Source organism: Veillonella rogosae JCM 15642, from assembly GCF_002959775.1.
Lineage (GTDB): Bacteria > Bacillota > Negativicutes > Veillonellales > Veillonellaceae > Veillonella > Veillonella rogosae.
Genome location: NZ_PPCX01000009.1, coordinates 64,326 through 86,037 on the forward strand (window position 1 = coordinate 64,326; position 21,712 = coordinate 86,037).

Genomic DNA, 21,712 nt, shown 5'->3' on the forward strand with positions numbered 1-21,712 from the left:
CATTATAAATTGTAGTAATCTAAGTATACAATTAAAACATACCTTAAAGATATGTTTTAGAAAAATATTAATTCCTACTAATGCGTAGGGAAAGAGGTGGTACAGTGATTGCTATACGAAACGTAACGAAAGAGTTTGACGTTAATAAGCAAAAGGTTACTGCATTATCTGATGTAAACTTTACCATAGAAAAAGGCGATATATTTGGCATTATTGGCTTCAGTGGAGCTGGTAAATCTACACTGCTTCGCATGATTAATGCCTTAGAGGTACCTACCTCTGGTCATGTTGAAATAGATGGTGTGAATATCAATGGTTTAAGTTTTAATGAGCTTAGAAAGGTTCGTAAGCGCATCGGCATGGTTTTTCAACAGTTTAATTTGTTGAATGCTAAATCTGTGTATGATAATGTGGCTATCCCGCTAATTCTTAATAAGGTGCCAAAATCCGACATTGATAAAAAGGTTAAAACCTTATTAGACTTTGTTGATTTAGGCAATAAAGCAAATGCCTATCCTGGAGAATTGTCTGGTGGTCAAAAGCAGCGCGTTGGTATTGCCCGTGCGTTGGCTACAGATCCATCCATATTGCTTTGTGATGAAGCAACTAGCGCCCTAGATCCAGATACAACAGAATCTATATTACAATTACTAGAACGTGTTAATCGTGAACTGGGTGTAACAGTAGTTATCGTAACTCATGAGATTGATGTAATTCAGAAAATATGTAATCGCGTTGTAGTTATGGAGCATGGAAAACTTATAGAGAACGGTTCTGTACTTGAGGTGTTTAGTAAACCTAAACACGAAACGACGAAACGATTTGTTAGAACTGTCATTCCTGATGAAATTCCATCAACAGTGAAACATACATTAGCTTGTGATAAAAGACCATATACCATTCTTAAAATGCATTTTTTAGGAAATAATACGACCGATAATGTTTTATATCATATTAATAAAACCTTTGATTTAGAAACGAGTGTATTATTTGCTACGGTAACAGAGTTAGAACATACTGTACTTGGTATATTCATAGTTCAGTTTATTGGTGATGATCTTGAGGTGGGCAAGGTAAAAGAATATCTTGTAACACAAGGCCTCGAATGGCAGGAGGTGACTATTTAATGGATTTCTTTATGCAAGAATTAGGCGTTCCTGGCTCCCAATTATTATTGGCCGCAGAGCAAACCTTATACATGGTATTTTTATCGCTCTTTATCGGTACGGTATTGGGGCTAGTTATAGCCGTTACCTTAGTAGTGACCAATCCGAATGGTATTGTTAAAAACAGTATTGTTTATACCATTACAAATACAATTGTTAATATTGTGCGTTCTGTGCCATTTATTATTTTGATGGTGTTTATATTACCGTTAACTAAGATGATTGTAGGTACGCGTGTTGGTACAACAGCGGCTATTGTACCACTTGTTATATTCATTGCCCCTTATCTTGCTCGACTCTTTGAGAACTCTATTTTAGAGGTTAATAAAGGCATTATCGAGGCTGCACAGTCGATGGGGGCCTCTCATTTTGAGGTGATTTGGCACTTCCTTTTACCAGAGGCAAAGGGTTCGCTTATTTTATCTATTACAACAGGTACTATAGGTCTAATCGGTGCTACTGCTATGGCTGGTGCCATTGGTGCAGGTGGTGTAGGTGACTTGGCTCTCACCTATGGTTATGAACGGTTGAACTTCCCATTGATGTTATTTACCGTTGTTATTTTGATTATTTTTGTTCAAATTATTCAAACAATAGGTAACTACTTTGCACGTCGTGCGCGTCGTTCCTAGTTTGATGAAATAGATTTTAGTTATATTGATTGTGAAAGTATAGGAGAAAATACTATGAAATTTAAAAAGCTTCTTGCCCTTGGTGCGGCATTAGTATTTAGCGTAGCTTTTATCGCAGGCTGCGGTTCTAATAATAGCGATAATGGTGCAAAAAAAGAGTTAACCTACAGTAAATCTCAAGGCCCTTACTCTGAATTATTTGAAAAAGGTGTAAAACCAATTTTGGAGAAACAAGGCTATACCTTTAAAGGCGTAGATATGTCTGATTTGGTACAAGCTGACCAAGTGTTAAGTGATGGTGAGGTTGACTTTAACGTTGAACAACATACAGCATACATGAAAAATTTTAACGAAAAACAAAATGGTCATCTTGTAGCATTAACACCAATTCCAACAGTACCAGCAGGTATCTTTAGTGGTTCTAAAACATCTTTAGATCAAGTGGCAGATGGCGACACTATTGCTGTACCTAATGATGCATCCAACATGGCTCGTGCTTATGCGTTATTGCAAAAAATTGGTTGGATTAAGCTTGATCCTAACAAAGATTTAGCAACAGTAACTCAAGCAGATATTATTGAAAATCCTAAACATCTTAAATTTACAGAAATGAAATCCCTTACAATTCCTTCTGTACGTACTGACTTCGATTATATCGTTATTACAGGCGCTATTATCTATAATGCAAAAATCGATCCTAAATCTGCATTGGCAAATGAAGACGTATTGCCACAATGGTTATTACAACTCGTAGTTAATGAGAAAAACAAAGATGCACAATGGGCAAAAGACATCGTAGCAGCTTACCACTCTCAAGAATTCAAAGACTACATGGAAAAAAATAACAATGGCCTATGGTTCGTACCAAAAGGTGAATAGAATATAATAATGTATTATATAGGCACGAACAGCTATATAGGAATGAATAAAAGAACCCTTAATAAGTTTTTACTTATTAGGGGTTCTATTTATATGAGATAACATGAGGATATTATAGGCTGATACAAGGGGGGGCTTTGGTAGATTGACTTATACTGTCATGCCCGCCGCATAGTTTTCATAGAGTTCTTTGTAGTTACCACCACGCTCTATCAGTTCGTGATGTGTCCCTTGTTCCACAATTGTGCCGTTTTCTACTACTAGTAGGATGAAATTTATTACTAAAAGTTTATTATCAATTAATAAGTATTATGATTGAGTTTATATCATTTTATTAAAATTTTTGATATACTAAATAGGCAATTTTTGCAATTTTTGTTTTGAAGTAGTAAGGAGAGTTTCTAATGAAGTTGAATTGGAAATTATTCGCACCGCTTGTAGTAGCTATTATTGTATGGCTCATCGGTGCTCCTGAAGGTCTTAGCGCAAATTCTTGGATTTATGTAAGTATTTTCGCAGGCCTCGTGGTAGGGTTGATTTTAGAACCAATGCCACCAGCTTTTATCGGTATCATTGCTGTTACCGTGTCTATGTTGTTTAAGGTTGGTCCTGCCCCTGTGGTAGATAAAGCAACCGGTGTCGCTAAGGCGATTACTGATGCGCAAGCTATCAGCTGGGGTCTTAGTGGTTTCTCTAATGCCATCGTATGGTTGATCTTTGCCGCTTTCATGATTGGTATTGGTTATGAAAACTCTGGCCTTGGTCGTCGTATTGCTTTGTTCCTCGTAGCAAAGCTTGGCAAGTCCTCTTTAGGTCTTGGTTATGCTATCGCTATTACGGACCTTGTATTGGCGCCGTTCATCCCAAGTAATGCGGCTCGTTCTGGTGGTACCATTTATCCAATCGTATCTAGTATTTGTCCAATGTTTGATTCCTATCCAGATAAGAACCCTCGTAAAATTGGCTCCTATTTGAACTGGGTAGCGTTGGCAACTACATGTGTATCTAGCTCTATCTTTTTGACTGGTGCAGCGCCAAACCCATTGGCTCTAGAATTGTCAGCTAAATCTGGTATCGTAGCGGCGAACTGGGGCACATGGTTCCTAGCATTCTTGCCAGTAGGTCTTATCTTGTTCATCATCACTCCATTGTTGACCTATGTATTCTGCAAGCCAGAGGTGAAAGGTTCTCCTGAAATTGCAGCCTGGGCAAAGGATGAGTATAAGAAACTAGGCTCTATGACACGCAGTGAAATCTTCATGGCCTTAATTTCTGTATTGGCTCTTGTGTTGTGGATTGGTGCTTCTACATTCAAAGTAAACCCTACAACAACAGCTTTGATTGTTATTATTTTGATGATTTTCACTAAGATTATGACATGGCAAGACTTCCTTGCTAATAAACCAGCATGGAATGTTTTGACTTGGTTTGCTACACTCGTACCTATGGCTTCTGGCCTTAAAAATGTAGGCTTCTTAGATTGGCTTGCTAAATCTGCTGGTGGTTCTTTGGTTTCTTTAGATCCTACAATGGCAGTTCTTGGTTTGTTATTAGCATTCTGCTTGCTTCGTTACTTCTTTGCATCTGGTACTGCTTATGTAACAGCTATGGTAGGCTTGTTTGCTACTTTAATTCTTCAAATTCCTGGCGTTGATCCAGCGCAAGTTATGTTGATTCTGTTAGTACCTATGGGGATTATGGGTATCCTTACACCATATGGTACTGGTCATAGCCCAATCTGGTTTGCTAGTGGCTATAATAAAGGCCCTGAATTCTGGAAATTGGGCGCTATCTTTGGGATTATCTACCTCGCGATCTTTATCGTGGTGGGGATTCCATGGATTCAGTTCGTAATGCCACTTTTAGGATAATTAAATAGAGCCCCTCGTAGCATTCTGCTCGCTCTCCATCCCTTGCAAGTCGAGCTTACTGAACGCTACGAGGGGCTTTCCTTATATCCGAAAATGGCATAGCTCACTTCAAGAGGGCAAGTCGCTGGATTGACATATGGCGGCTTCTTCTATCTTAAAATGGCATAGCTCACTTCAAGAGAGCAAGTCGCTTAGTAGATACAATGCGGCTTCTTTTTATCCTGAAATGGCAATATTTAACAAAGCTCGACAAATGCAAGAAAATTACTATAATAGTGGTGTGATGGTAAATTACTTGTCTGGGGTTTTTACTGGAGGTGTTTATTATTATGTCTACTTCGGAGCGAGTTGTACAGTCAGTTTTATATGAGCTTGGTTGTATTTTAATTGGTTGTTTGGTAATGCAGTTTGTTCCGCATGAGGGGCAGCCTTTTGTATTAATGGTTATTTTTTCCTTACTAGCTATGGTTTGGAATTTTGTGTTTAACTGGATTTTTGATAAACTAGTACCAGGTGATCGATTAGCGCGAGGCCCAATCATTCGTACGGTTCATGCTGTGTTATTTGAAGGCTTATTTATGATTGCAACGGTGCCAATTATTATGTACATGATGCAGATGACCTTTTGGATGGCTTTTATGACGGATATATCTATGACATTAGCTATTTTAGGTTATACATATGTATATAATTGGGTATATGATCGGGCGCGTCTATATTTTGTAGAGGCTTAATTTGAAATATGAGGTAGGTACCTCTTGTAAAATCTATATCATATAGTAGGAGGTTCTTATGTCCACAAAGTCTATTACGGGCACAGGTCTATTGTTGGCCGTAGCCTTATTGGCGCAAAGCTTGCGTCTCATTTTCCCATTTATTCCTAACCAGGTGAGTATGTTCCTCATCGGTTCTATTACATCTGCAACCTTTGTACTCGCCACATGGCGCTATGGATGGAAGAATGGTCTTGTTATTGCTTGGATTGCACCAGTAGTAGCACATTTACAAGGCATGTTGCCGTTGCCACCGTTTATTTTGATTACCGCCCTTGGCACGACAGCCTATGTATTCGTAGCCCATTGGTTGCAACATAAACCAAAGGCTTTACTTATTGTCGTGGCGGCCTTGGTAAAAGCGGGTGTTCTTTTTGGTGGTTATTCTTTGTTCTTTTCACTGTTCCAATTCCCACCAAAGATTGTAAACACTATGTTATTTGTATCTAGTTGGCCTCAATTGGTAACATCTTCTTTAGGTATTATTTTGGCTCTACTTATTACAAAACGCACTAAAAATTAGTCTAACTTAACTTATAGTTATGACAAGCCATTCAAAATAGATATGACTTTTTAAGGGCACTCATATAGTATGAGTGCCCATTTTTATTGACCTTAATCATTGTCTACTTTACAATTAACATATTGTATACAAATATGAGGAGTTGATTGGAATGAAATTTAATACAAAATGTGTTCACGGCAGTGGCAAGCCAGATAGTACTGGTGCAATTTCCCCTGCAATTTATATGTCTAGTACATTTTCTCATCCACAGTTGGGTGATACGACAGGTTACCAATATACGCGTGAGTCTAATCCGACGCGCGACCGCTTGGAACAATTGATAGCAGGCCTTGAAGAAGGTACGGATGCATTAGCATTCTCTTCTGGTATGGCCGCAGTGGATGCCGTATTCCATCTATTTTCCCCTGGAGACCATATCATTTTAGGCGATGATTTATATGGTGGCTCTATCCGTATGTTCACAAATATTTACGAACAAAATGGCATCGAGTTTACCTATGTAGGTACATCTGATCTTGATGCGGTGAAAGCTGCTTTCAAACCGAATACAAAGGCTGTTTATATTGAAACACCAACAAATCCTATGATGGAGATTACCGATATTCGCGCTCTCTGCGCGTTGGCTCATGAGCGTAATGCGCTTGTAATCATCGACAATACATTCTTGAGCCCATATTTCCAAAAACCTTTAACGTTGGGGGCAGATATTGTCGTTCATAGTGGTACAAAATTCATCGGTGGTCATCACGATGTAATTTCTGGTTTCACTATTGTGAAAGACGATGAGTTGGCTGCGAAATTGTGTCTAACTTACAAAACCGTAGGTGCTTGCTTATCTGCAATGGATAGCTGGCTCGTAATTCGCGGCGTCAAAACATTGGCCCTTCGTATGGAGCAACATCAAAAGAATGCCATTGCTCTTGCTGAATGGCTCAAAACACAACCTAAGGTTACTAAAGTATTGTTCCCAGGTCTTCCTGAACATCCAGGCTATGAAATTAATAAAGCCCAAACGACTGGTTTTGGTGGCATGTTATCTTTTGAAGTAGATAGCGAAGAAACGGCTAAAACAGTATTAGAAGGCATTGAGCTAATTCAATTTGCTGAAAGTCTTGGTGGTACAGAGTCCTTGTTGACCTACCCTGTAACGCAAACACATCCAGATTTAAAACCAGAAGATGCTGAGCGCAAAGGTATTACACGTCGCTTATTGCGTCTATCTGTAGGTATTGAAGATACTGATGACTTGATTGCGGACTTGGAACAAGCTTTCAATAAATAAAGGAGTTCCTATGGGACAATATAATTTTGATCAAATTTTAGATAGAACTCACACAAAATCCTTGAAATACGATTTTGCTGTCAAACGCGGTAAACCAGCCGATGTGTTGCCATTCTGGGTGGCAGACATGGATTTTGAAATTCCACCTGAATTGAAACAAATCTTATTGGACCGCGTGAACCATGGTGTATTTGGTTATACCGAATCCGATGACGAATACTTTGAAGTGCTACAAAATTGGTTTACTACGCGCTTTAACTGGACGCCAGACCGAAAATGGCTCGTTAAAACACCAGGTATCGTCTTTGCTTTGGCCATGGCTGTTCGCGCTTTCACCAAGGAAGGTGAAGGGGTGCTCATCAATCAACCGGTGTATTATCCATTTAGTATGGTTATCGACGATAATGACCGTCGTCTCATCAATGTGCCATTAATCAAAGGTGAAGATAAGTACACCATTGATTTTGAGGGCATTGAACGGGCTATCGTTGAGGAAAATGTTACATTATTCCTATTATGTAATCCCCACAATCCAGTAGGCCGCGTGTGGACTGAGGATGAGTTAAAACGACTTGGCGATATTTGTATTAAACATAATGTACTCATCGTAAGCGATGAAATTCATGCTGACTTTGTTTGGAAAGGGCATACTCATAAGGTTTTTGCCGACCTTGGTGAAAGCTATGCAGAGCATTGCATCGTATGTACTGCACCGAGCAAGACTTTCAACATCGCCGGCTTACAAGTAAGTAATATTTTCATTCCTAATGATTCCTTACGTCGTCGTTTTATTAAAGAAATCGACCGTGCTGGTTATAGCCAGTTAAATACAATGGGCATCGTTGGTTGTGAAGGGGCCTACAAAGTGGGTGCCCCTTGGCTCGATGAGTTAAAAGAATATATTCAAGATAATATTCAATTCACCATCGACTATGTAGCAAACTATATGCCGAAAATTCATGTATATCGTCCAGAAGGGACGTATCTCATGTGGCTAGATTGCTCCAAGTTGCCATTAACCCCAAAAGAGCGTGATGAATGGATTATCAATGAAGCTAAATTGTGGCTTGATACTGGTTCCATGTTTGGCGTTGATGGGGAAGACTTTGAACGTATCAATGTAGCGTGTCCTCGTAAAACATTGGAAGAAGGCCTTGAAGCTTGGCGCCGTGCCTACGAGGCTAGAGGCTTTTAATTAGCTTATTTAAATTGTTTAGATTAGGTTATCAAATTGTAGAATATATAGAGGTGACAATATGCCTATTAAAGTAATAAAAAATTTACCGGCCATTACGAAATTAGCTCAAGAGAACATTTTCGTTATGGATACTGAACGGGCGGAAAATCAACAAATCCGACCTTTGAATATTCTGTTAATCAATTTGATGCCTACTAAAGAGATTACAGAGACTCAAATTTTACGTGCTCTCAGTAATAGCCCGTTACAAGTTAATTTGACATTAATACATACGGCATCTCGTAAAGCAAAAAATACAGATGAACAGTATTTAGAAACCTTCTACCGTACCTTTGATGAAGTAAAAGATCAATTCTTTGACGGCATGATCATCACAGGGGCCCCTGTAGAGTTAATGCCTTTTGAAGAGGTAGACTATTGGCCTGAGCTCGTAGAAATTATGAACTGGGGCGAAGAGCATGTATGCTCCACGTTTTATATTTGTTGGGGTGCTCAAGCTGGTTTGTATCATCACTTTGGTATTAATAAATCTATTATGGATGAAAAACTATTTGGTGTGTATGAACATGATATTTACAATGATCGCCCAGTGCTCTTGCGTGGCTTTGATGAAAAGTTCTGGATGCCGCATTCCCGTCATACAACAGTTTCTTTACAACAAATTAAAGAAAATCGCGATTTGGAATTATTGGCAGGCTCTGATCCAACAGGAGCAGCTATTGTTCGTAGCTTAGACAATAAACACATCTTTGTCTTTGGTCATGCTGAATATGATTGGGATACTCTCAATCGTGAATATGAGCGAGACATCAACAAAGGTATGGATATTGCAGTTCCTGAAAATTACTTCCCTAATGACGATCCAAAACAACGTCCAATCGTGCGCTGGCGTTCTGTAAGTACATTGTTATTTACGAACTGGTTAAATTACTATGTTTATCAAGAAACACCGTACATCATTGAACAAATCCAAAAAATGAAATTTGAACGTGATAAAAACTTAGGTGCTTATATCTAAGCTTTTGTTAGTCATTATGCCCCTAATTGCTTCTGTTAGTCTCTTATGAGCTCGTTCGGCAGAGGTAATTAGGGGCTTTTTGCTACGTCTTATCATAAAACAATTACCTTACTTAGGATGTATTAGGAACATGTCTAGCTACCTCTAAAGGTCACTATAGTTTTAAGTTATGGAGAAGTTCATATAAAAAATAGTAGACATATTTTTTAAAGCATAGTACTATACTAGGTATAAATAACGAACTAAATTCACAGTTAATATAAAGGAGTTGTCATAATGAGTAAACAATACAGATTTGAAACATTACAATTACATGCCGGTCAAACGGTAGATCCAACAGGTGCGCGTGCAGTACCTATTTACCAAACTACATCTTTCGTATTTAAAGACGCAGAAGAAGCAGCAGGTCGTTTTGCCTTAACTAATCCTGGTGGCATTTATTCCCGCCTTGGCAATCCTACTACTGATGTATTAGATGCGCGTGTGGCACAACTTGAAGGTGGTGCAGCTGGTATCGCAGTAGCATCTGGTTCCGCAGCGATTACATATTCCATCTTGAACGTAGCTAATGCTGGCGACAATATCGTAGCAGCTTCCACTTTGTACGGTGGTACTTACAACTTGTTCACAGCTACATTGCCACGTTTGGGTATTCATACTAAATTTGTAAATCCTGATAATTTAGAAGAATTCGAAGCAGCTATCGATGAAAATACAAAAGCTGTTTATATCGAATCTATCGGTAACCCTGGTATTAACCTTATCGACGTGCAAGCAGTAGCTGATATTGCTCATAAACACAATATCATCTTGATCGTAGATAATACATTCGCATCTCCATACTTGTTCCGTCCATTAGAACATGGTGCTGACGTAGTTGTTCACTCTGCTACTAAATACCTTGGTGGTCACGGTACAACATTGGCTGGTATCGTAGTAGAATCCGGTAAATTTGATTATAAAGGTTCTGGCAAATACCCTGGCTTCTCCGAAGGTGATGAACACTATAATGGTTTAGTATTTGGTGATTTGCCAATTCCATTCACTGTAAAAATCCGTGCTCAATTGCTTCGTGATACAGGCGCATGCATTACTCCGCTTGCATCTTGGCAAATCTTGCAAGGTATTGAAACCTTATCCTTGCGCGTAGAACGTCACGTTGAAAATACTCGTAAAGTAGTAGACTTCTTAAGCAAACATCCAAAAGTAGCGTGGGTAAGCTATCCAGAATTAGAAGATAACAAATACAAAGCATTAGCTGATAAATACTTCTCTAAAGGCGTTGGTGCTGTGTTCACATTCGGCGTAAAAGGCGGTAAAGAAGCAGGTATTAAACTTGTTGACTCTTTGGAAATCTTCTCCAACCTTGCTAACGTAGCCGATGCTAAATCCCTCGTTATTCATCCTGCATCTACAACACATGCACAACTTAACGAAGAACAACAAAAATCTGCTGGCGTAACACCAGATATGATTCGTTTGTCCATCGGTCTTGAAAATGTAGATGACATCATCGAAGACTTGGCACAAGCATTAGATAAAGCATAATCTCTCCAATCTCATTGGGAAAACTATAGAACTATCTTTCAGAACACACAAATGACATCCTTAAGCTAGACCTCGCTTAAGAAATAGAACAAAGAACTATCAAACCTATAAAAACTTATACAAAAGACCTCCCTGCGTGGGAGGTCTTTTTGTGTTGTAACAACTATATGTATTACAAAATAAATTATCTTGCATATGAAGGGGGTTCATATAGAGTGTGTAACATGTTGAGGATAGAGGATAATATCTATATATAAAAAAGACCTTGGATTCAACGATCCAAGGTCTTTTAAAGGGAGTATAGTGTGTGTAACGTTCGGTCTGTGGTGTGTGAGCACAGACCATTTCCTATTGTGTGAGATAGGAGTTAGGTAGCCCGTGTTGAGTCCTACGGGCTCTTTGAGTTTGTGTGTTAGTTTGTGTTAGAGAGCGTATCCAGTGGATACTGTGTGTATAGTATGTGTGTTATATGTGTAGTGTGTCATCTAAGTGGGTTAGGATAGGGTTCACTTGATGAATTAAAATCTTAGTATTTTGTGCTTTTTACTTTAGCGCTTAACACTTTACCGTTCATGCCGTCAACTTTTACTTCAGCTTTTTTGCCGCCGCCAGTTGTCATATCGAATTCGTATACAGCACGACCGTTTTCACGTTCAACAGTCCATTCTACAGTTTGGAAGTCAGAACCAACTTTTTCCATAGCTTTTGTTTCAGCTACTTCAGGGATGATGATGTTTTGAACGTTGATAGCTTTATTGCCTTTAGTGTAGCCTTTAACTTCTTTACCAACGATTTGACCAGTTGCTTCGTCTACTTTAATTTCTACTTCACGGTTGTTGTAGTAACCTTCTACTTCATAGTAAGGGTTGTGTTTAGCGTCGTAGGAAATAGATTTAACAGATGCGCCAGGGAATTGTTGTTGGAATACTGTAACAGCGCCCATGTAATCAACAGAATAGTTAGCTTGAGCGGATGGAGCTACGCTACCAACACCGTTCCAGTTGCTATGGTTGTTGTAAGCATGGTTGCTAGCTGCGCTAACTACACCTGCTAATAATACTGTACTAACGCCGAATGCACATAAAACTTTGGATACTTTCTTAACATTTTTCATAATTAATGCCTCCTGATACCAAAATATCATTTTTCGTTTTTTACGATTTTGTGAAAGTAGATTTTACTCAATCTACTTACGTATAATTTAATCTTGTTATATGAATATAAGATGAAATCAATGTCTTTTTGCATGAAGATGAGTATATCTTTTAGTTATTATGAACTGTTGATAATAACTATAAGGTATAGTCAAAAAGATAAAAAGATTGAAAATATAGTATTTATAGTTATATATAGTATTAGACTACATAGTTAACTAAAAGTCAATCGTTATAGTTGACAATTAAAAATACAAGTGCTTTAATTTAGGTAAGTAGTAGTTTGTTATTGTCTTATTAATGGAGGTATACCATGAGTTCTACCGTATCGAAACAAACTCGCATTACCACCCGTCAGTTAACAATGACTGCACTATTTGTGGCTTTGATTGCCGTAGGTGCTTTCATACGGGTGCCATTACCTAACTGTCCGTTTACATTGCAGATCTTATTTACCACATTGGCGGGCATTGTATTAGGTAGTCGTTTAGGCGCTGCTAGCGTGGGCATTTATATTGTACTGGGCCTGATAGGGGTACCTATTTTTACCTCTGGCGGCGGTCCTGGTTATATTTTGCAACCTACCTTTGGCTATTTGATTGGCTTTATGGTTGGCGCTTATGTTGTAGGTCGAATTGCTGAATCGATGGATACCTTATCCTTCAAACGATTATTAGTGGGTTCCATATTAAATCTATTAATTGTATATGGCCTTGGTATGGTCTACTTATATTTCATTATGAACTTGTACTTAGGCAAACCAATTGGTGTTGAAGCTGTTATTATTACATGCTTCTTGATTCCCGTAGGTCCAGATATTTTCCTTTGTGCTGTAGCAGCATCTTTAGGTAAAAGAATCATCAAAGAACTACATCACTAATGCAATGCGTTGATGATAATATCTTAATTGTACAGATATTCTAATTAAATAGATATGATTATTAGCATACAGTATGTGTCTCTAAATTTAGTTAATAATATAGACTTTAAGACATTTGTATAGAACGTAATCATTCTTAATAAAAACGAGGCGTATAGCCTCGTTTTTATTTGTGTAATTTTGTTTTATGGGTAGACATAACCTAAAATTGGTTCTGCTGATTTGATTTTTGTGATTTCTACATATGGTTGTTGACGACCGTGGAAATCTCGAGTAGAAACTTTACCTTCGATAGATACCCATTGTTCATTTTGTAAGCTATCTCCATCTGCTTTAAATGCAGTCATGCCGATAGGGGCAACGTCAGCGATACAGCAAGCCATAGCCATGCGAGAAATAGTAAATTCGTTAGGCTTTAATGTATTATCTTCGCGATTTACATAGCCTGTCATATATACAGTGTAATCTTTATATTGCTCTGCATTAGATCCGACTTTTACAATGGTTTGATAGAAATTGTCGGAGTTTAAAACGATTTCTTTTTTGTCTTTGGAAATACCAGGTTGTTTGCTTTCACTATTAACCGTAATTACTTCGCCAATAGCGTCATTTGTAAAGTCAAAGTTATTCGTATCATCGTTTACACGAACGGCACCGTGAACACCTGTAGATGGAACGAGTACCGGTGGAACGATGAGCAATACAATCGGGATAATAATAGGAACTACAGATTTCCAATTATGTTTGTAATATCTTGATGGAGCCCAAATAATCGTCGCTAGACCACCTAAGATGAGGGCCACGCTACTAATTCCGAGTAAAAGCTCGTAACGCGGTGCGATATAGTTTAAATAACGACCTGTCATGATGAGGTACACACAACAAATACCTAATGTGAGGTACAGCAAGCCTTTCACGATGGAAAAGCGATCTTTTAGTCTTAATGTCATGAAATCATCTCCTTTTGTAATCATTAGCTTAAAAGAAATTGATATACTAGAGCCGCTAGATAGGACATAACGGCAATGGTTATGCTTAGTCGCACAATAAATGCAGTAGGCATATATTGTTTTAATATATACACATTTTTGATGTCTAACATAGGCCCTAAAATGAGGAAGCCCATAACAGAGCTAATAGGGAATAGGGTGCTTAAGGACTTGCCGATGATAGCATCCGATGTAGAACAAATAGAGAAGAAGAAGGCTAATACTAATAAGATTGGAATGGCGGCGAAGTCTGGTAATGCAAAACCTGCCTGAAGTAGCCATGGTTTGCCATATACTTGGACTACAGATAATACGCCAGCTGCCATGGAGAAATAGAATAAGAGTTGGGAAAACTCTTTTTCCATATGGATTAATAGTCTCTTCTTATTGATATACTTAGGTTTGGCTGACTCTAAGACGATTTCTTCGTAGCTCAGGCCCTGAGGCGTTCTTGCTTTTATCATGGCTGTGGATGAAGGACAGAATCGGAAGGATAGAGCCACTAATAAAGCCACACCTAGGCCTAAAACAATACGCCACAGGGAAAGCATAGGATTGTCTGGGAACGCGTACCACGTAGAGAGTATAGTAACGGGATTGATGATTGGACTAGCAAGCATAAATAGGAGTGCTACAGATAGAGGAATACCTCTATCTACGAGTGCCTTAAATAGAGGGATGATAGCACAATCACAAATAGGTAATGCAAAACCACTAATCATAGCAGCACCATAGCTTTTCCAAGAGTGATCGCCCAAGAGTTTTAATAACACTTTTTGTGGTACGAAGTAGCGAATGATCGTTGAGCCCACGGTTCCTAGTAGGAGGAACGGAATTGCTTCGATAACGAGGCCTGTAATAATAGCAAAGCTGTGGTGTATGGAATAAGGAATATCGTGTCGAAAGGCAGTAACTAATAGTATATACGTGGTAATACCGATAACTAATAGATTAGGGATTAGGCCCCATGTTGAATTTCGACATAATTGCTCTACCTTTTCAGGGCTAGGCTGTGTAACAATCTTTGCTTCGCCGTTGTAGGTGCGCAATAAAGCGTGATGTGTAGGCGTTTCAGTGATAATACAGTCTGCACTATACAATTGACTTGCTACATCATTTCCTAAACCTGGTAATATGGTTGATACAAATTGATCTGTACAAATATATAAGACCTTTTCTATTTGTAATAGATGGCTCAGTTTTTCACTATATAACAAGGTTTCCAATTGGTGAAAGCCGAGCATGCCGTTCCACTCAATCCAAATTTCTTTGGGGTTGACTCGCTCTATATAGTTTGCGATTTCACTAGCTATAGTGTCGTAAGAGGATGGATTCGTAGGGCTGATAGTACTCAATGTATCTGCATCGAGCTGTAACGGCTTTTTTATAAGCTCTACACTACCTTCTTCGGCACTAATAAGTGCTGTACCACCTAGTTTTTTTCGGTGTTGTATTTGTTCGTTAATGAAGGTGCTTTTACCAGAGCCAATGAAGCCTGTAACGATATAAACAGGTATCATGATTGACACACTTCGTTATGCACCATTGGTACATTAAAATCTGTGCCGATAACGACTAAACTATAATCGGTAGACTCAGTAGGTGTAAGGGAACAGTAATGTGTGCCATACTGAAGTTCGTGAGGTCCTTCTGTAGTTGGTACAATACCTTTTGCACGAAGTACTGTATCTGGCATACCTTCTAATATAGTTTTCCATTGTACGAGGCTGAGAGTGCGCAAATCTTTAAAGGTATGACTCATAAATAGATGTTCATCATGCAAGCAGTTGTCGTCGTGACAATGATAGAGTCGTTTGATGTAGTCCCGCAGGGAAAGGGTATCCCATGCTTCTTCGTGGATTGGCGTATTAGGTGCAAGGTCACGAATCATACGTTTTGTAATACTTGTTTGTTGAATATCCTCTGTATGGCTCAAGAAGATCGCATCGCTATGGGTAATTTGATCTTTAAAGAAGAGCCCAAAGTTTTTGATAAACATAGGTGCCTGCATTGCATCAACGGTCGTAACTGAAGCGTGTACATAGGCGGATTTTGCAATTTCTTCATCCTTACAAGTATGGATGATTTCACTTAATTTGCTGACACCAGATGGCTCGATATAGATAATATCAATTTCGTAATTTTGGAGAATATCAAGCAATGCTTGTTGAAAATTACCTTGTAAGCTACAACAAATGCAGCCAGATGTAACTTCGCGAACGGTAGCACCTGATTTAGCGAGATTTACCGCATCGAGGCTGGTTTCGCCAAAATCATTTTCTATGATGAGAATTTTGTCTGTAGATTTATGTTCTTTTAGTATATGTTGTAGGAATGTTGTTTTCCCAGATCCGAGAAATCCGGATATGATAACTATTGGAATCATATACACCTCCTGAGTAACGTAAACACAGTATACACCCATAGGATAACACAGAAAATACTCCCTGGGGTATATATAAAATTACGAATATATCAGGAATTAACTGACTCTTTTAAAATTTATGGGATATATACTTTATATGAGTATACTGGCAAGTGTAGTTGATATTCATAATTATTTGTAAGTAAAAGGTGTATGCCGTATGTAATATATATGAAAACATACTCCTATTTGGATAAATATTTATTTACATATTTTGATAAATTTATAAAAATCCCTCCTATAGATTATTCCGTGAGGGGAGCTCAACTGGATGCCCTATAGGAGGGATGGAGAGAGACTATATTATTGTAATTTTTCTAACAATGCTTTGAGGTATATATACACATTCTCTACAGATGGTAAGTGGACGCGTTCTGTAGGCGTATGTGGGCTTACGATTGTAGGACCAAAGCTGATCATTTGTGTATTTGGCAATATGCCTTTCAATAAACCACATTCAAGGCCCGCGTGAACAGCATTAACATTGGCTGGTGTCTCAAACATTTCGTTATGTAAGGAAATCGCTTGCTCTTCTAATTTAGAGCCTTTGTCGTATTCCCATGCAGGATAGCCGCCAGTGCGCTCTGCAGATACACCAAGAGCTTTAGCAAGAAGCATCATTTTCTTAGCCAAGAATTCAAGGCTATTGCTGTTGGAGCTGCGGATAGAAATTAGTATTTCTAGTGTATGTGCATTTTCACGAACAATAGCGATATTGTTAGATGTTTCTACAAGGTTTGGAATGGATTTACTTACAGAGTGAACCCCATCTTGTGCAAGATAGATATACGTAATGAGTGCTTCTGTTGTGTCATCTGCGTATACTACTTCTGGAGTCGCTACATCTTCCACTACGAATTTGAGACCTGGGTCTGCAATTTCATATTCATGTTGGTATTGTTTTTCTTGGTATGCAAGTAATGCTTTAATGGCTGCCACATCTTCGGAGCGTACAGATAATACAGCTACAGATTTAGATGGAATGGCATTATGTTTAACGCCACCTTCGAAGGATGCCAAGCTTACAGGATATTGTTGTTGAATATCGTAGAGTACGCGAGTTAATACTTGGTTGGAGTTTGCTCGCTGCTCGTTAATTTCGATACCAGAGTGACCACCTTTAAGGCCTGTTACAGTGATGGACAAGCCCGCATCATAGCCTGGTTGGTTATTATCGCGTAACAATGGAATGTTTACATGTACGTGGCAACCGCCAGCGCAGCTAACAGTAAAATCATGTTCAACCTCTGTATCAAGGTTGATAAGGTAATCACCAGTTACTTGACCTTCTTTAAGGGCAAAAGCACCGTCCATACCTGTTTCTTCATTAGTGGTGAACAATAATTGCATAGGGCCATGTTGTTGGCTTTCATCCTCTAGGATAGCGAGCATCATAGCAGCGCCCATACCATTGTCGGCACCTAAAGTGGTGTGATCAGCACGCATCCATTCGCCTTCGATGATATTAGCAATTGGATCTTTAGAGAAGTCATGGTTGGAGTCATGGTCTTTTACACATACCATGTCGATATGACCTTGGAGGATGATAGAAGGGCGGTTTTCATAACCTGGGGATGCAGCTTTTTTTACAACTACATTTAAGATTTCGTCTTGATGAACCTCAAGACCTAGGTTTTTAGCAAAGTTTACGATGTAATCGCTAATGCCTTTTTCATTGCCCGATTCGCGAGGAATTTGGCTCATTTCTTTAAAAATTTCTAATACGCGTTTTGCTTGAACGATTGTTTCCATAATGGTACCTTTCATTCTCTAGTAAATCATATATGTATTATCTAATAAAAGCCCTTATAACAAGTGCTATACAAGAAGGGCTTAAGTGAATGATTACTTCACTTAGATTGCTTGTTTTAGCCTCTTATAGTAACGATTTTCATAGACATACATAGGGAATATATAAATAATTAGTTTATATATATAGTTATATCACAAGAATGATTATTAGCATAGCTAATGCAGAGACTAGCTATATAGGAATTATATTGTATAATGATTGTATACGATTAACGATTTAATAAATCCATTCAATTTTAGAAGGTTGGTGAACTAATGCAACATGACAGTCGCAATATCAGTATGCTTATGGATTTTTATGAGATGACCATGGCACACGGCTACTTTACGAAACAAGAAAAAATGGATCGCGTCGCATTTGACGTTTTCTTTAGACGCAATCCAGACAAGGGTGGCTTCGCCATTTTTGGTGGTCTCGAGCAAATCGTTGAGTACATTTTGAATTTACACTTTGATGAACGTGACATTGCTTATTTGCGTGACCAAGGCATTTTTAGCGATGAATTTTTAGCCTATTTAAAAGATTTCTCCTTCACAGGCGACGTGTATGCATTCCCTGAAGGCTCTATTATTTATCCTAATGAACCGGTTATTACTATCATAGCACCTCTCATAGACGCACAAATCGTAGAAACTGCAGTGCTTACTATGATGAACCATCAATCCTTAATTGCTACAAAAGCTAACCGTATTGTTCGTGCCGCAGATGGCCGAGTGGTAGCCGATTTTGGGGCTCGTCGAGCTCATAATGTGGATGCTGCCGTATATGGTGCGCGCGCTGCTTATATTGGCGGTGTAGGCTCTACTGCAACGGTATTAGCGGGACAACAATTTGGTATTCCTGTGAGCGGCACTATGGCCCATAGTTGGGTTATGTATTACGGCTCTGAATACGATGCTTTCAAGGCTTATGCTGAGGTATATCCAGATAATGCTGTATTCCTTGTAGATACTTATGATGTATTAAATTCTGGTGTACCAAATGCTATTCAGGTTGCTAAAGATGTATTAGAACCTATGGGTAAACGCTTAAAAGGTATTCGTCTTGACTCTGGTGACCTTGCGTATTTGGCTAAAAAAGCACGTCGTATGCTAGATGATGCAGGATTAGAAGATTGTAAAATTATGGCTTCTAATAGCCTTGATGAATATACGATAAAATCTCTCCTCCTTCAAGGTGGTCCTATCGATATCTTTGGGGTAGGTGAAAGACTCATCACCTCTAAGAGTGATCCTGTATTTGGCGCTGTATATAAGATTGCAAGCATTGAGAAAGATGGTAAATGGGAACCTCGTATTAAGATTTCTGAGGCCGTTGAAAAAATTACAAATCCAGGTCTTAAAAAGGTGTACCGCGTATACAATGAAAAAGGTCGTGCCATTGCAGACTTAATGACTTTGCTGCGTGAGGTACCTGATACAGAGGAGCCATATCGCTATATTAACCCTGAGCAACCTTGGCGTGAATTATACTTTGAAAACTGTACTTTTAAAGAGATGAAACAGCTCATCATCAAGGACGGTAAATTAATTAAAGAGTTACCAACCCTTGAGGAAATTCGCCAATATGTTAAAGACCAATTGGCTAATGAAATTTGGCCTGAAGAACAACGTTTTGAAAATCCTCATCGTCATTACCTTGATATGAGCCCAAGCTATTATCAATTGAAACTTGATTTATTGAACCGTATTTATCGGAAAAAATAGGAGGGCCTATGTTAGAAAATCCACAAGCTATAAAGGATGCCCTCATTCAATGGATTCGAGATTACTTTAGTCAAAATGGCCCCACTTGTAGTGCCGTTGTTGGTATCTCAGGCGGTAAGGACTCAACTATTGTAGCCGCTCTTTGCAAAGAAGCCTTAGGGGCAGATAGAGTAGTAGGTGTTCTCATGCCTAACGGTGTTCAATCCGATATCGACGATGCCAAGGCTGTAGTAGAGCATTTAGGTATTCCTCATATAACGGTTAATATTGGTGCTGCTTACGAAGCCTTAACGCAAGCTATTGTTCAAGGTGAAGGCTATGACGTTGTAACGGGTAGAAACGATTTGTCTCGAGATGCAGCTATTAATACGCCGCCTCGACTACGGATGGCGACACTTTATGCAGTGGGGCAAAACTTGCCGAACGGCGCTCGTGTAGCTAATACTTGTAATGGCTCGGAAGATTACGTTGGATATTCTACAAAATTTGGTGATAGTGCAGGTGATTTTAGTCCTCTTGCAAGACTCGTTGTAGAAGAGGTACGTCAAATTGGTAAGCTTTTAGATATTCCTGCATATTTAGTAGATAAGGTTCCTAGCGATGGTCTTAGTGGTCAGTCTGATGAAGATAAACTAGGCTTTACTTATGCTATGTTGGACCACTATATTAGAACTGGCGAAATTGAAGATTTAGCTACGAAGGAACGTATTGATCGTTTGAACCGCATCAATAAACATAAATTAGAAATGATGCCATCCTTTAATCCAAACATTTAACAACATTAATTGCTTTATATTTATATAGTGGAGGTAATATGGAGAAGAGAATTGCTTTGATAGGTACTGGTGGAACGATTGCAGGGCAAGGTGCTTCTGATACAGATTTGACAGGTTACACAGCAGGCGTACTTGGACTCGATGAAATCTTAGCCTCTGTACCTGGCACAGAACCATATGGCCCATATACATATATTCAGTTTAGTAATATTGAAAGCTCCGATATTACCGTAAAACACTGGTTAGACTTGTCTAAGCTAGTGCAACAATTAGTTGATCAAGATGATATTGGCGGTGTTGTTATTACTCATGGTACAGATAGTATGGAGGAAACAGCATATTTCCTTAATCTTACTGTACATACTGATAAGCCTATTGTCGTTACTGGTTCTATGAGACCAGCCGGTGCTATTAGTGCAGATGGTCCTATTAACCTATTACAAGCTATTCAAGTGGCAAGAACTCCTGAAACTGCAGGCAAAGGTGTAGTAGTCGTTTTAAATGGTTATATTGATGGTGCACGTGATGTGTCTAAATGTAATACGACAAATGTAGCGACCTTTGATAGTCCATTAGTAGGACATCTTGGCATCGTACAAGATGGAATAGCTCATTACTATAAAGCTTCCACTCGTTGTCATACTAAAGATTCTGAGTTTGATGTGAGGGATCTAAAAGAATTGCCACGGGTAGTGCTTTTAACTTGCTATGGTGGCATGGATGATATGGTGCCCATGAGTGTGGTTGCTACAAATCCAGATGGTTTGATTTTAACTGGTCTCGGTCATGGCACAATTCCACAAAATGTACGCCAAATTACTCAGAATACGAAGTTCCCAACGGTGCGTGCTTCTCGTACGGGCAGTGGTATGGTATCTGCGGTTCCTCAAGATACATTGGCAGGGTATCTGGTAAGTGACACCTTGAGTCCACAAAAGGCTCGCATCCTATTAATGTTAGGTCTTACAAAAACTAAAAATCTTAAAAAGTTACAACAATTCTTCTATAAATATTAATGGATTGATAAATGGACAAATAAATATCTAAAGTAGCTCTTTATAGTTGAAGAAATGGTC

General features: G+C 38.8%; 19 protein-coding genes. 14 read left to right on the top strand and 5 right to left on the bottom strand.

Translation table 11 applies throughout. The features are described 5' to 3' along the window. The first annotated feature begins 104 nt into the window (after positions 1 to 104). The 10 genes from VRHSUH09_RS04950 to VRHSUH09_RS04995 all read left to right on the top strand — a co-directional run bounded on the left by VRHSUH09_RS04950 (position 105) and on the right by VRHSUH09_RS04995 (position 10,893). Positions 105 to 1,127 carry a methionine ABC transporter ATP-binding protein gene (locus VRHSUH09_RS04950; protein WP_054747995.1) on the top strand — a complete coding sequence of 341 codons (1,023 nt, stop codon included), beginning with the start codon at positions 105 to 107 and terminating at the stop codon, positions 1,125 to 1,127. Then, the gene (locus VRHSUH09_RS04955) at positions 1,127 to 1,798 is read left to right on the top strand and encodes a methionine ABC transporter permease (RefSeq protein ID WP_105081565.1); all 672 of its coding nucleotides are present in this window, start codon (positions 1,127 to 1,129) and stop codon (positions 1,796 to 1,798) included. Before VRHSUH09_RS04950 ends, VRHSUH09_RS04955 begins: the two co-directional genes overlap by 1 nt. Before the next feature lie 54 nt (positions 1,799 to 1,852). Then, positions 1,853 to 2,677: a MetQ/NlpA family ABC transporter substrate-binding protein gene (locus VRHSUH09_RS04960; RefSeq protein ID WP_005384421.1), complete on the top strand. Its 825-nt coding sequence runs from the start codon at positions 1,853 to 1,855 to the stop codon at positions 2,675 to 2,677. A gap of 404 nt (positions 2,678 to 3,081) precedes the next feature. Continuing rightward, positions 3,082 to 4,548, top strand: coding sequence for a DASS family sodium-coupled anion symporter (locus tag VRHSUH09_RS04965; protein WP_009351845.1), 1,467 nt, complete (start codon positions 3,082 to 3,084; stop codon positions 4,546 to 4,548). A 329-nt stretch (positions 4,549 to 4,877) separates the two neighbouring features. Then, on the top strand, positions 4,878 to 5,282 hold the full coding sequence (locus VRHSUH09_RS04970) for a PACE efflux transporter (protein WP_054747997.1): 405 nt from the start codon (positions 4,878 to 4,880) through the stop codon (positions 5,280 to 5,282). Positions 5,283 to 5,340: 58 nt separating this feature from the next. After that, positions 5,341 to 5,844, top strand: coding sequence for an ECF transporter S component (locus tag VRHSUH09_RS04975; protein ID WP_054747999.1), 504 nt, complete (start codon positions 5,341 to 5,343; stop codon positions 5,842 to 5,844). A 151-nt stretch (positions 5,845 to 5,995) separates the two neighbouring features. Continuing rightward, complete coding sequence (locus tag VRHSUH09_RS04980; RefSeq protein WP_105081566.1) at positions 5,996 to 7,129, top strand: trans-sulfuration enzyme family protein; 1,134 nt, start codon at positions 5,996 to 5,998, stop codon at positions 7,127 to 7,129. A gap of 10 nt (positions 7,130 to 7,139) precedes the next feature. Further along, on the top strand, positions 7,140 to 8,324 hold the full coding sequence (locus tag VRHSUH09_RS04985; protein WP_105081567.1) for a MalY/PatB family protein: 1,185 nt from the start codon (positions 7,140 to 7,142) through the stop codon (positions 8,322 to 8,324). A gap of 61 nt (positions 8,325 to 8,385) precedes the next feature. Then, positions 8,386 to 9,345 carry a homoserine O-acetyltransferase MetA gene (gene metA, locus VRHSUH09_RS04990; RefSeq protein WP_105081568.1) on the top strand — a complete coding sequence of 320 codons (960 nt, stop codon included), beginning with the start codon at positions 8,386 to 8,388 and terminating at the stop codon, positions 9,343 to 9,345. 276 nt (positions 9,346 to 9,621) lie between these two features. Further along, positions 9,622 to 10,893, top strand: a complete 1,272-nt coding sequence (locus VRHSUH09_RS04995) for an O-acetylhomoserine aminocarboxypropyltransferase/cysteine synthase family protein (protein WP_009352070.1) — start codon at positions 9,622 to 9,624, stop codon at positions 10,891 to 10,893. A gap of 526 nt (positions 10,894 to 11,419) precedes the next feature. Here the strand turns inward: VRHSUH09_RS04995 and VRHSUH09_RS05000 are convergent. Next, positions 11,420 to 12,007: a PepSY domain-containing protein gene (locus VRHSUH09_RS05000; RefSeq protein WP_054748005.1), complete on the bottom strand. Its 588-nt coding sequence runs from the start codon at positions 12,005 to 12,007 to the stop codon at positions 11,420 to 11,422. Between the two features lie 353 nt (positions 12,008 to 12,360). On the opposite strand from VRHSUH09_RS05000, the gene VRHSUH09_RS05005 reads away from it, so the two are divergent. After that, complete coding sequence (locus VRHSUH09_RS05005) at positions 12,361 to 12,927, top strand: biotin transporter BioY (RefSeq protein ID WP_009352175.1); 567 nt, start codon at positions 12,361 to 12,363, stop codon at positions 12,925 to 12,927. A gap of 185 nt (positions 12,928 to 13,112) precedes the next feature. Here the strand turns inward: VRHSUH09_RS05005 and VRHSUH09_RS05010 are convergent, their stop codons facing one another. From VRHSUH09_RS05010 to VRHSUH09_RS05025, 4 genes are all read right to left on the bottom strand, one after another. Next, a complete protein-coding gene (locus tag VRHSUH09_RS05010; RefSeq protein ID WP_054748007.1) occupies positions 13,113 to 13,877 on the bottom strand; it encodes a TIGR03943 family putative permease subunit in 765 nt (254 codons plus the stop codon). Between the two features lie 23 nt (positions 13,878 to 13,900). Then, a complete protein-coding gene (locus VRHSUH09_RS05015) occupies positions 13,901 to 15,436 on the bottom strand; it encodes a permease (protein ID WP_105081569.1) in 1,536 nt (511 codons plus the stop codon). Beyond that, positions 15,433 to 16,302 carry a CobW family GTP-binding protein gene (locus VRHSUH09_RS05020; RefSeq protein WP_054748012.1) on the bottom strand — a complete coding sequence of 290 codons (870 nt, stop codon included), beginning with the start codon at positions 16,300 to 16,302 and terminating at the stop codon, positions 15,433 to 15,435. The genes VRHSUH09_RS05015 and VRHSUH09_RS05020 overlap by 4 nt, the downstream gene beginning before the upstream one ends. 342 nt (positions 16,303 to 16,644) lie before the next feature. Then, the gene (locus tag VRHSUH09_RS05025; protein WP_043006100.1) at positions 16,645 to 18,093 is read right to left on the bottom strand and encodes an aminoacyl-histidine dipeptidase; all 1,449 of its coding nucleotides are present in this window, start codon (positions 18,091 to 18,093) and stop codon (positions 16,645 to 16,647) included. A 315-nt stretch (positions 18,094 to 18,408) separates the two neighbouring features. Here VRHSUH09_RS05025 and VRHSUH09_RS05030 point away from each other — a divergent pair, with 315 nt between their 5' ends. From VRHSUH09_RS05030 to VRHSUH09_RS05040, 3 genes are read left to right on the top strand one after another with little or no spacing between them, the layout of a single operon-like run. Continuing rightward, on the top strand, positions 18,409 to 19,860 hold the full coding sequence (locus VRHSUH09_RS05030) for a nicotinate phosphoribosyltransferase (protein ID WP_105081570.1): 1,452 nt from the start codon (positions 18,409 to 18,411) through the stop codon (positions 19,858 to 19,860). An 8-nt stretch (positions 19,861 to 19,868) separates the two neighbouring features. Next, the gene (gene nadE / locus VRHSUH09_RS05035) at positions 19,869 to 20,636 is read left to right on the top strand and encodes an NAD(+) synthase (protein WP_105081571.1); all 768 of its coding nucleotides are present in this window, start codon (positions 19,869 to 19,871) and stop codon (positions 20,634 to 20,636) included. A 38-nt stretch (positions 20,637 to 20,674) separates the two neighbouring features. Continuing rightward, a complete protein-coding gene (locus tag VRHSUH09_RS05040) occupies positions 20,675 to 21,652 on the top strand; it encodes an asparaginase (protein WP_054748014.1) in 978 nt (325 codons plus the stop codon). Positions 21,653 to 21,712: the final 60 nt, after the last annotated feature.